Source organism: Niabella sp. CPT15-335-S11 (assembly GCF_058792415.1).
Window position 1 is genome coordinate 1 of record NZ_JBYTEI010000007.1, and the last position, 12,454, is coordinate 12,454.

The 12,454-nt window shown below is 44.1% G+C and carries 9 protein-coding genes; 2 read left to right on the plus strand and 7 right to left on the minus strand.

Annotation, left to right across the window (positions count from 1 at the left end):
• Window positions 1-38: 38 nt before the first annotated feature.
• The 7 genes from AC3WS5_RS14685 to AC3WS5_RS14715 all read right to left on the minus strand — a co-directional run bounded on the left by AC3WS5_RS14685 (window position 39) and on the right by AC3WS5_RS14715 (window position 10,841).
• Window positions 39-458 (minus strand): hypothetical protein, encoded by a 420-nt coding sequence (locus tag AC3WS5_RS14685; protein ID WP_492468156.1) that lies wholly within the window; start codon window positions 456-458, stop codon window positions 39-41.
• Between the two features lie 13 nt (window positions 459-471).
• Window positions 472-1,452 (minus strand): GIY-YIG nuclease family protein, encoded by a 981-nt coding sequence (locus tag AC3WS5_RS14690; protein WP_492468157.1) that lies wholly within the window; start codon window positions 1,450-1,452, stop codon window positions 472-474.
• Window positions 1,453-2,823: 1,371 nt separating this feature from the next.
• The gene (locus AC3WS5_RS14695) at window positions 2,824-4,137 is read right to left on the minus strand and encodes a hypothetical protein (protein WP_492468158.1); all 1,314 of its coding nucleotides are present in this window, start codon (window positions 4,135-4,137) and stop codon (window positions 2,824-2,826) included.
• Between the two features lie 126 nt (window positions 4,138-4,263).
• The gene (gene gyrA / locus AC3WS5_RS14700; RefSeq protein ID WP_492468159.1) at window positions 4,264-6,888 is read right to left on the minus strand and encodes a DNA gyrase subunit A; all 2,625 of its coding nucleotides are present in this window, start codon (window positions 6,886-6,888) and stop codon (window positions 4,264-4,266) included.
• Window positions 6,889-7,064: 176 nt separating this feature from the next.
• Window positions 7,065-8,318 (minus strand): methionine adenosyltransferase, encoded by a 1,254-nt coding sequence (gene metK / locus AC3WS5_RS14705; protein WP_492468160.1) that lies wholly within the window; start codon window positions 8,316-8,318, stop codon window positions 7,065-7,067.
• 130 nt (window positions 8,319-8,448) lie between these two features.
• Window positions 8,449-9,969: a DUF4270 domain-containing protein gene (locus AC3WS5_RS14710; RefSeq protein WP_492468161.1), complete on the minus strand. Its 1,521-nt coding sequence runs from the start codon at window positions 9,967-9,969 to the stop codon at window positions 8,449-8,451.
• A 32-nt stretch (window positions 9,970-10,001) separates the two neighbouring features.
• Window positions 10,002-10,841, minus strand: coding sequence for a glycogen/starch synthase (locus AC3WS5_RS14715; RefSeq protein ID WP_492468162.1), 840 nt, complete (start codon window positions 10,839-10,841; stop codon window positions 10,002-10,004).
• Between the two features lie 14 nt (window positions 10,842-10,855).
• Between AC3WS5_RS14715 and panC the strand changes: the two genes are divergently transcribed.
• Both panC and AC3WS5_RS14725 read left to right on the plus strand, forming a co-directional pair.
• Complete coding sequence (gene panC, locus AC3WS5_RS14720; protein ID WP_492468163.1) at window positions 10,856-11,758, plus strand: pantoate--beta-alanine ligase; 903 nt, start codon at window positions 10,856-10,858, stop codon at window positions 11,756-11,758.
• 178 nt (window positions 11,759-11,936) lie between these two features.
• Window positions 11,937-12,374 (plus strand): OsmC family protein, encoded by a 438-nt coding sequence (locus AC3WS5_RS14725; RefSeq protein WP_492468164.1) that lies wholly within the window; start codon window positions 11,937-11,939, stop codon window positions 12,372-12,374.
• Window positions 12,375-12,454 lie beyond the last annotated feature (80 nt).

Consider the following 12,454-nt stretch of genomic DNA (forward strand, 5'->3'; position numbering starts at 1 on the left):
GCTTCTTCATAATTGAGGTTTAAATTAATACAAATTTATTAACTAACCCTCTGGTCTGAATTTCGGGGAGTATTATAGTCGGTAAAGGATAAAATAAAGTCAAGTTGTTCAGTTTCCTTTGATTTAAGTACTCTAGGATCGTTAATTACGATTTCTGATAATATGTCTTTGAAGTAATTTTCAAAATTATCAATAGTTTTGATATACATCATTGTTGATAGAGTAGTCTCATAATAGTTTATTTCTAAGAATTCCTTCTCCTGTTCGGGATCAAGCACATAGGGGATCTCCAATTTTTCATTGAAAACGTTTAATTTGGCTATTGATCTTATCCTGTTCTCGTTAACTAAATTGTTACTTACCCTGAAATAAAGCAGTATTCTTTCTATACTTTCAAACTCCGTCACTGCTTTAATAAATGACTGTGAGGCTTTATCCTTCTTTTGTACGTTATCCATAAAAAATAGTTGCCTATGTTAAAACATCGTTTACCAAGTCAAAACAATGAAACGGTGAATAAATTGTGCCGCCTTTTCGCATAAGCCTTAAATTTAATAATTTGATAGAATTGATAATTTTGGGTTCGTTTAGTAACATGTCCTCAATTTCATTCAAGTCTGAAAAAAGGAAACGCATTTGGTCTGTACCAGCGGCCCTATAGTCAGACTTCTCCACGCCCAAAGTTTTGTATTTGTCAAATAGTCGGTCAAGTTCATCATCATTGTCAAAGAAATGACTTGTTAGAATGACAAAACTGAACGGTTTATTCGTTTTGCGTTCATAGCCCAAAACTAAAACTTCCATTGCATTTACATTTAGGCAAAAATATCTTGGATACGTGGCAATATTTGTCGATGGCATACAACTCAACGCCCAAAACGATAGTTCTGTTTTCTTAAATGCAGGTAAGCACTTTTTAATATATACGGTTAGAATCTGTTTGAACTGCGGATAATGTTCTACCTGTTTTAATTTATCAAAGTTTTGACGGTATTTGATCTTATGTTTTGCCTCAACCATATGATACAAATCGTACCCATCATTTGAAATTTCACTATCGTTTCTGAGCCAATTCTCTTGTTCAGTTGGTAAAACAATTAGATCGAGATCGGTATCACCAATAATGTTTGATACGAAAGTTTTATTAGTTAGTAAAAGTCCTTGAAGTTCTGCCTCGCGAATAAGTCTTTGTTCAACCTCATTCAGATTTTCCTTTTTTATTGATTGAAACCAAAACCTCATAATATTGTCATAGTTCTTCCTATGTTGGGAGAACCGCTTTACGGCATCAATCGCTTGGCCGATGTAAAAAGTGTCATCGGAGAAGTTGAGCAAATAAATTCCACAACGGTTTTTGGATTTGGGAAAAAGATCGGCAATCGATAGCCTCCCTTGCACATGGAGGGCCGCGTCAAACTGAAATCCCAATTGGTTGATTATTTCTTCTGGCATCTCATTACAACTGGCAACTTTCAAATAAGCGAAAATGTATCTTACCCCGGAGCATGTAAACTGGTTTATACCGAAATGGTTATTTCTCCTCAATCAACTGTCTCTTTTTGCCCCGCTCATCACCCGGCTCACAAGCCAAAGTATCATATGTTATATCCAGAATTTCCCGAGAACATTTGAAGTTTTGGTATTCATACAATTTCAATTTCACTGCGGCTATGCAATTATCAAAAATCAAATTACACGTTAATAATAGTTAGTACACTACTTACGAAGATATGTAAATATTTGGGTAAAACAAGTGGAAGATAAATTCATTTACTACTCGGGGGTAGTGAGAGTGCAAGTACTTGGTTCCGATGCTCTCCATAAAGATTCTAGCCCGCAGGGAAGAGTCATCAGGCGAAAAAATCTAGGATTTCGCATGGCCTGAATTTTGGTAGGATTCAACCCAAAGATCCTTTTTGCAGTTTCGAGGAGTTAAGAACATTATGTTAGGTAGCAGTTAGATGCAAATATAGGGATATAGTTATGCGATGAAAAGGGTGTTGTATCTGGTTTAAAAGAAAAATTGACACTGTCTCATAAAGTGTGTAAGTTTAATTAGCGTCGATTGGTGGGGAGTGGGGGACTCGAACCCCCAGCTCTCTGCACTAAATTCAGATTACAATTATAGTTGTTTCCAATGTCTTATAGTATGGAGTATGGAAACCGTTCCCCCCACGAGAGCTACCCCAACTACTATACTTTTTATTTTATTTAACATAGTCGTAAAGTTTTGAATTATTGCCATTGTTGCCAATGAGAAGAACGTCATTACTCCAACTAAGGACATCGCAAATTCAACTGTCAAAGTAACCTTTAAATTCAGCTTCTTTTGTTTCGGATACGAAACTATATTTTAAAAGAATGTAGTCTTCTATACTCGTCGCTAACTCTAAAGTACAGGTAACAAATCTACACAAATTTTCCATTTTTTGCCTTGATTTTTTAGTTCGTATGTTTTACCCGTAGGACAAGCGTAGTGTAGTATAACGGAGCGCGCACATAATATACATTATAGCTGACAAATGGCTTACCAAGCTTCCGCAGCGATTGTTCGTTTTGTCCTATAATTTATATTATGTTAAATAGAAAATTTAAATCCTTACACCTTATCGACACGATGATTCTGCGTTAACAACCTCTAATCCCCTTTTCCAAGTCGCCCCTATTGCAATCAAGGCCGCAAATGACTCCTGCGCGCTGCTCATCATTAATCCCAGGCAACTGCCACATTTCTCATAAAATCAGTAATATACCCCAGGACAATTACCCCCACAAAAAAACCACGCCGATTCAGCGTGGTTCTCAAAAAACTCAAAGGATAGACTATTTCCTCAACTGATCATACAGATCATTATATTTCTTTTCGGTTGCGATCACCTTGTTCAATTCAGCGCCTTTGGCACCCTCTCTTTTGTACGAATAATATTGAGCCAGGTTCCCGACAATAATCCGGTACTGACGTTTTTGATTGGCATCCAGCGTGCCCTTTTTCCCAAACATATCTGCAGCTTTTTCAAAATTATCCCTCGATAAGTCATAAGCCGCATCATAGGTCTTCTTAATCTCAGCCAACTTCTGTTTGTCAGCCGGCGTTGCTTTCGCTCCCTTCTTGATCACTTCAGTTTCAACAGGCCGCATCTTGTCACCAATATACTCCGCCTTATTCATATAGTGTTCGCCCAGCAACAAAATGGGTTGCATCTCATCCGGCTTGATAGACGATGCTTTGTTCAACGCAGCCAGCATCTTTACTTCGAGTGCATCATAGTTCGACGGCCTTACCGCTCCTTCTTTATGGCTATTCAGCGTATCAAACACCGCCTCCCCAAGCGCAAGCTGAGAAGTATAGTCATTGGGATTTGATGCTATGATCTTTTCGAGATTGGCAATCTTTTCATCAAAACTACCACTGGCTCCAATCGCGAAATCCAATTTGTTATAAGTGAAAAATTCACTCTTTGGATACAAAGACTTACCTAAGGCCCTGTATTTCTCAAAGTTTGCATCATCATTCTTCATCGCGTAATAACGTACCAAACTCTGGTAAACAGATTCATAGTTCGGCCCCACTACCTTAAGGTCTGCCAGCCTGGTATTGTATTTCAACGCTTCTTCCGGATGTTTGGTGGTCTCCGCAAGAATTCCCGCATAAAACAACGCGTTCGTATCAGTTGGGAACTGCAGAATCTTCTTTTCGATTAATACATCGGAAAGATTTACCACTTTCTTAAATTTCTCGTAAGCCGGTTCATAAGATTTGGCGTTGATATCTGCCACTCCGGCGTTGAAATAGGATGCGTAGAGATTAAACGGCCCGTTCTTTAGAATGGGGTCCTCCATCGCCTTTAATCCCGGATCCATTTCCCTGGTTTTCTGAAACGCTTCAAACGCAGTCTCCCTGTTGGCATCCGCCTGCGCCGCTTTTGAGCTATCCAGCGATAAACTACTGAAGATAGCAGATTTTACCATGTACCCTTCCGGCTTGGAATAGAATTTTTCGTTTCCGTTCTTATCCAGCAGTTCTTTTGCCTTGGCGGTTTGTCCCAGCGCAATTGCTCCTTTTATATCATCGTATTTCTGGGCAAAAGAGAACGCCGCAAATAGAACCAGGCATCCGGATAAATAAATTTTTTTCATGCTTGATTGATTTATTTTTTTTTCTTAATGGCATCATAAACAAACATTAAACAATTCTCCGGTTCCTGTTCCAATGCCCGGTAAAATCCTTTAAGATTCATTGATGATTTTTTTCAGTCTTTCTGTTTAATCCGCCCCGTTTTGATTCTCGGAAGCGGACAGATCACCTCCATGGTCAGAAGACGGATCATTATTATTCAAAGTTGCGTCATTTTTTTCAGACTGGACATGATTTGCATCATTTTCCTGATTTTCATCTCCATTGTCTTCCTGCTCAGCCACTTTCGTAATGGCTGCAATTTCATCCCCCTCATCCACACGGATAAGTTTTACGCCCTGGGTGGCCCTGCCCTGCTCACTGATACCATTTACCGGCATCCGGATGATGATCCCGCTCTTACAAGTGATCAGCAAATCCTCGGTCTCCTCAACGGCCAGCAGCCCGACCAGCCTGCCCGTTTTATCCGTAATGTTAATGGTTTTAACCCCCTTCCCGCCACGGTTTGTAAACCGGTATTCATCAACCTTCGTCCGCTTGCCATAACCTTTTTCGCTTACTACCAGGACGGAGTTCGTCTGGGAGGGATCAGCGCTCACGCAGATCATTCCCACCACTTCATCTTCCTTATCATCGACCTCAATACCAATCACACCGATCGCTCCCCGGCCCGTCGCCCTGACTTTATCCTCCGAGAACCGGATAGCCCGACCGCTTTTCACCGCCATCATAACCTCACAATGGCCATCCGTCAACCTCGCTTCCAGTAACTCATCCCCCTCCTGAATGGTGATCGCGTTTACACCCGTCTGTCTGGGCCTGCTGAAATCAGTCAATGCCGTCTTTTTAATAATCCCCCTCTTTGTGCACAACAGAATATTATGGCTGTTTACGAATTCCGCATCCTTCAGGTCTTTTACGTCGATGACGGTCCGGATCTTATCATCAGTCGGCAATTGCATCAGGTTCTGAATTGCACGTCCACGCCCATTCTTTTCCCCATCGGGAATTTCATATACGTTCAACCAGTAACACCTGCCCTTTTCCGTAAAGAACAACAAGGTGTGATGTGTGGAAGCAACAAACAGATGTTCAATGTAATCTTCATCTCTTGTAGCACCACCCCGTACGCCCCTGCCGCCGCGACGCTGCGCCCGGTACTCATCCGCCGGCGTTCTTTTGATATATCCCAAATGCGAAATAGTGATCACGACATCCTCATCTTTAATCAGATCTTTGATAGACACTTCGTCATCGCGGTACGTAATCTCTGTCTTGCGGGCATCTCCGAATTTCTGCTTTATTTCAAGTAACTCGGTCTTGATGATGCTATACCGCAGAGAAATATCCGACAGGATCTCTTTGAGGGAAGCGATCAGTTTCACCAGCTCGTCAAATTCCTGCCTGATCTTATCCCGCTCCATACCGGTAAGCCGCTGCAACCTCAGTTCGAGGATGGCTTTTGCCTGCACTTCATCCAGACCCCATCCCGCATTGATCAGATTCTCCCGGGCAATTTCCGGCGTTGTCGAATTACGAATAAGCCGGATCACTTCATCCAGGTGATCCAATGCAATCAGGTAGCCCTGCAGGATATGCGCCCTTTTCTCAGCTTCTTTCAGTTCAAATTGCGTCCGGCGCGTTACGACTTCATGCCTGAACTCCACAAACTCGCTGATCAGGTCCTTCAAGTTTAGGGTCCTCGGCCGGCCTTTCACAATGGCCACGTTGTTGATGCCAAAAGAAGTTTGCAGATCCGTGTGTTTATAGATCTGGTTAATGACCACATTGGCAATGGCATCCCTGCGCAGGTCGATCACGATCCGGGTACCTTCCTTATTATTGGATTCATTGTTAACGTGGGCAATCCCTTCAATGATCTTATTGTTGACCAGTTCCCCGATGCGGTTTGTCAGCGCATCCCGGTTTACCTGGTAAGGCACTTCAGAAATAACAATCTGTTCCCGGCCGCTTGGCTTGGTATCCACCCTAACCTTTCCCCTCACCACTACCCTACCGCGACCGGTATGCATTCCGGCTTTCACGCCTTCCATCCCGTAAATAATTCCGCCGGTTGGAAAATCGGGCGCCTTTACATATTGCATTAATTCATCAATCGTAATGGCATTGTTTTCGATATAGGCCACACAACCATCAATCACCTCCGATAAATTATGAGGCATCATATTGGTGGCCATTCCCACCGCGATACCACTCGAACCATTCACCAGCAACTGCGGTATACGCGTAGGCAGGATCGAAGGTTCTTTTTCAGAATCATCAAAGTTGGGCTGGAAATCGACCGTCTCCTTTTCAATATCATGCAGCATATGCTCGGCCAGCTTCTCAAGGCGGGCCTCCGTGTAACGCATGGCCGCCGGACCATCACCATCCTGGTTCCCAAAGTTACCCTGACCATCTACCAGGGTATATCGCATGCTCCATTCCTGGGCCATACGAACCATGGCATCATATACCGAACTGTCTCCATGCGGATGATACTTACCCAAAACCTCCCCGACCACGCGGGCAGATTTTTTATACGGGCGGTTTGAATTCAACCCCAGTTCATTCATCGCATAAAGAATGCGACGGTGAACGGGTTTAAGGCCATCCCTCACATCAGGTAATGCCCTGCCCACAATGACACTCATTGAATAGTCAATGTAAGCAGTTTTCATTTGCTCTTCTATATTCACCGGAATCACGCGGTTGTCATCCTGCGTTTCCAGTGGTTCCTGGTTCTCTTCCATTAATATTACTGATCAAAAACTATAAAGAATAACCCCGCGGGGGGAGTATGCAAATTTACCTTTTTTTAACCGTAAAACCATACCCGGAGGTTGGTTTTACAAGTTTTTTATTCGCCCGGGATGCCCGATAAAAAAACCGCCTGTAACAGGCGGTTGATATCTTGAAGAGGCGACAATTATTTTAACCCGAATGCTTTCTGGATCTTGCCTACATGATCCAGTTTCTCCCAGGTAAAGAGTTCCACTTTTTTCGTAATCGTCTTACCATCGGGTGATGTGAACGATTTTTCAACCACTTCATTGTCGCGCCCCATATGCCCGTATGTGGCGGTCTCCCTATAGATTGGACTGCGCAATTTTAATCTTTGTTCAATAAAATAAGGACGCATATCAAACAGTTCCGCTACGATAGCGCTGATCTCACCATCGGCCATATCCACCCTTGCCGTACCGTAGGTGTTCACGTTGATACTTGTGGGCTGCGCTACGCCAATTGCATAGGAAACCTGCACCAGCACTTCATCACATACACCTGCCGCTACAAGGTTCTTGGCAATATGCCGGGTTGCATAAGCACCGCTTCTGTCTACCTTGCTGGGGTCTTTGCCACTAAAAGCTCCACCACCATGAGCGCCTTTGCCACCATAGGTGTCCACTATAATTTTTCTTCCTGTAAGGCCCGTATCGCCATGAGGCCCGCCAATAACGAATTTACCGGTAGGATTGATATGATATTTGACTTTATCTTTAAAAAATTTCTTATACCGGGGATATTTTCTAAGAAGGCGGGGGATCAGTATTTCCAACACATCACTCTTGATCTTTGCCAGCATTTTCGCCTCTGAGTCAAAGTCATCATGCTGGGTCGAGATCACGATGGCGTCAACCCGAACCGGTTTATTATTGTCATTGTATTCCAGCGTAACCTGGCTCTTGGAGTCGGGACGCAAATAAGTCATCTTCTTGCCTTCCCTGCGAATGGCAGCCAACTCAACCAGTAATTTATTAGCCAGATCAAGCGCCAACGGCATATAATTAGGCGTTTCATTGGTAGCGTAACCAAACATCATACCCTGGTCACCCGCTCCCTGATCTTCTTTATTCGTTCTTTCAACACCCTGGTTGATATCAGATGACTGCTCATGAATGGCAGAAAGTACGCCACAGGAATGCGCTTCGAACATATATTCACTCCGGGTATAACCGATATCCCGGATCACTTGGCGCGCAATATCCTGCACGTCCAGGTAAGCTTTCGATTTCACCTCTCCGGCCAATACAACCTGACCCGTGGTCACCAGCGTTTCGCAGGCTACTTTTGATTGCGGGTCAAATGCGATAAAATTATCAATCAAAGCGTCTGAGATCTGATCGGCAACTTTATCAGGATGCCCTTCAGAAACACTTTCGGAAGTAAATAAATAAGACATAGGTAATAAAACAAATTTGGGTTAATAATAACGGGTGCAAATATACAGTATTGCCGAAAAAGAGCGCTATAGATTCCGCCCAACCGCAATCTTGCCCTTAAACCCAGGTTGAAAAGCCCCCCAGGAAGTTCTATAGCTTCGAGTACACAATACGCAGTTTCATTTTTTGCGAACTGTGCTGTCCTCCGCCGAGGCGTACGCGACCCTTACCCGGACTGACTATGGAAAGAGGCTGCACGGTTACAGGGCTCAGGCTCGATTGGTTTGAATTGCCGTTAGCCAACAGGATATGCGCAGGCGCGTAAAGTCGAAGATCGTAATCGGTAGGCAGAATTTTGGTAACAACTTCCTGGACATACCTCGTCAGGTTAAACCGCCATTGCCGGATACTTTTACCTGCCAGATCTGAAGCCCGGGCGGGATAAGAACCGAATGATCCATAATTATTAATGACAAAAGGAGCACCTCCGAATGTCCCCTGCCCAGACACTTGTACTGCCCCTGGAATGGTCATATATTTGGAGCTTGTGGGATTGTAAGCATCCAGGAACAAAGCCTTGGGTTCACTGAACAAAGTATCCTGCTGATCATAAACCGACTGCATCTGCAATTCAGCCAGGTGAATAATGCTGTTTTTTAGATTCTTAATTCCAGGTATTTTCAAAGTTGCGTAGGTTCCCGGGGTACCCTGTATATATACCAGGTTATCGGGCACAGCATCATCAGAAGTCGCCGCCACCTGCGTTCCCGTGTAGTCCCGCGAAATGTAATTCGCTACCGGTCGTGGTGCAACCCGGAAATACTGAACTGTCGCATCCAATTTACCGGCGGTGGTTTTGTCTTCGTATCGGTAATAGACTGCCAGCTTACTCCCACCCGCCTCGGCAGAACCAACCGGAGGCAGATTAAAGCCCAAAATCGCGTTTCCGCCACTTACAGAACGTAATTCAAATCCTTTGAAAAAATGATTGAAGACAGAGTCATTGACAAATGCATTGAGGGACCCCGTAGTGTCATAGCTTAATAGGCGGTTGCCGAATGCGTCGCTCAACCGGATTCTGAGCTGATGAGATGTAGCGCTGTCTTCTTCCGCTTTTCTGCCGGCCGCACTGATCCTGACAGAGTCCCGCAGCGTAAACGGTACGATCGTCTTACTTCCGAGTTCACCCGAAGTAACCCAGTCACTCTTCCTGATCGTATAATTCGTATCGAGACGGAAATTGTTCGATTGTGCCAGTTCAGACACCCTGATCGTTTGGGGCATGCTGGTATCACCGTATGTTTCCAGGTAATTCATGATCAGAACAACCGAATCGAGCACCACTTTTCCCGGAACATTCTGGAAAGCAAATTTCTCGTGCGGAAGGCTGACATTGAAATACATCCTGGCGTCCGTTTTTCCAAACAACGGATCATTGGTGATCACCCCCAAAAACTGTTCGTAAGCACCATACACATGGAAACTGTCATTGGCGGCAGTAAATATATGATTAAAGGCAGATACTTCAAGTGTCGTATCAAAGGTGTGAATATTGTCGACTTCCGGTATTACCCCCAGACCTACATCTGATGCGAGATTCACTTTTTTACAGGAAAAAAAACTGGTCAGCGCAATGAGAATTACCAGACCGGGAACAAAGTATCTTTTCACAAATAGGTAGTTGATTGATGCTTTTTGAACAATTAGTCTGCAAGATCGTGATAGAGTTGTAAATACTCTGTTAAATCAGAATCTTCTTTAAAAGGCAGGGTCTTCTTACCTTTCACTTTTGTAAACTCTGCAACCAGTTTTTTATCTACATGAGCAGAACCAAAACTAATGGCATCTGCGAATGTAGCACCGCCCCGCATCATAGCCACATTCGTTCCCTCCTTAAATACGTCAAGGTCCTTCTCTTTGAGTGAAGGATGAATGAGCGCCTTGGCTATGAAATCTTTGCCCAGCTTCTCTTTAAAAGAATTTTCTCCAATGGTGTAAATAACCTTGCTATGCGCAAACACGGGTTCCTTTCGGTAGACTGTCTTCAGATAAAACGGGATCAAACCAGTCATCCATCCGCTGCAATGAATGACATCAGGCGACCATCCGAATTTCTTAACCGTTTCCAACGCGCCTTTGGAATAAAATACGGTGCGGAGATCATTGTCGGCAAACCATTTATCATTCTCATCATGAAAAAGGAATTTCCGCTTAAAAAGCTCATCATTTTCCAGAAAATAAACCTGGAGTCTGGCATTTGGTAACGAAGCTACCTTGATCTGCAGGGGCATATCATCGTTATCAACGGTGACGTTAATTCCCGAAAGCCTTACCACTTCATGCAAGCGGTGCCTCCGTTCGTTGATTGTCCCAAAGCGCGGCATGATGCAACGAACTTCAAAGCCGTTCTCATTGGCTTTGATTGCCAGTTTATTTACCGTTTCTGAAAATTCTGTCAACTCAAGGTAAGGGGACATTTCGTTGGCAATAAATAAAATTCTTTTCTTGGTGGACATGCTGTTCCTGCTATTTAAAGGTTGCAAAGTTACGATTTTTTATGCATATTAGCCTAAAACTGATCATATTATTCTATTTTGCACCCGTGAGACTCTTCAAAAAACGTGATGATATTCAAAGATTTGTAGATACCCAGCGTTCCGCCGGTATCCCTATTTCCTTTGTTCCAACGATGGGTGCGCTGCATCAGGGGCACCTGGATCTTGTCCGGGAAGCGGCCCAGCTAAACGGCGTCGTGATCGTCAGCATTTTCGTGAACCCAACGCAGTTTAACGACAAGAATGACCTTGAAAAGTATCCCAGAACCCTGGAGAAGGACATTGCATTGCTGGCCGGCGAACGTTGTGATGCTATTTTTTACCCCGATGCCGGTGAAGTGTATCCCGAAGGTTTTAAGTCGCGGAAGATTTATCCGTTGGGCAGGCTCGAACAGGTTTTTGAGGGAGCCTACAGGCCTGGCCATTTTCAGGGTGTGTGCCAGGTTTTGGACAGACTCTTCGGTATTATCCGGCCGGACCACGTGTTTTTCGGCCAAAAGGATTACCAGCAGTGCCTGGTCGTAAAGCGACTCATACATACCACGCCTGCTTTTCAGCAGATCCGAATGCATATTGTTCCAACCCGACGCGAGCCTGATGGGCTGGCGATGAGCAGCAGGAATTTAAGACTGTCGCACAAAGATCGTGAAAAAGCCCCGGTGCTTTTTGTTGCACTGGGTACACTCAAACAGGCCTTTGACCGGGGTGAGCATCTTCAGCAGCGTCTCAATGTACTTAGGTTCATGCTGAGTAATAAGCATATTGAGACCGATTATTTGGACGTAGTCAGGGCTGAAAATCTGGAAGTGCCTGACAATTGGGATGGGAGCACACCCCTGATAGCGATCGTGGCTGCCTGGATTGGCGGCGTGCGGTTAATTGACAATTTAATCCTCACTGATTAGGAAAAATCAGGCAATTCAGATATTTTTGAGTCTTCAAAAAAACAGGAAACAGCCACAAGCAAGAAATTGCTTACAAAGCACGGATGATCATCTGGCGTATTCCATGCCTGCCTGCCTACCTTCGGCAGGTAAACCGGTAGGCAGGTGACCATTGAAAACGTATAAATTAACACATAAAATGGCGGTTACGGTTACATTAAAAAGAGTTCAGGGCGATTACGGGTTCGACACAATCAATGAGAATGGAACAGTTGTGAAAATGGATACTAACCCGGAAATGGGGGGACAGGAATACGGCGCCAGACCCGGCCAATTATTATTAAATGCCCTTGCAGGATGCTCCAGCATCGATGTGATCAGCATACTTAAGAAACAACGACAGGAAATCACGGATTTTAAGGTGACCGTTTACGGAGAAAAAGAGCAGGGCGTTGAACCTTCCCTGTGGAAACACATTGAAATAATCTATGAGATCTCCGGCAATGTGGATGAAGATAAAGCCAAACGCGCTGTTGAAATCTCGATGAACAAATATTGCTCGGTGGCCATCACCCTGGTTCGCGCCGGAGCGGTTATCGATACAAAAGTCATTATTCAAAATCCCGTCGTATCCTGATGAAATCGTTCTACAACCCGGTATATTTTTCACACCTGCCTTTTCGATGTTGTCCAGGCCTGTTTCAAACCCCGGACTAA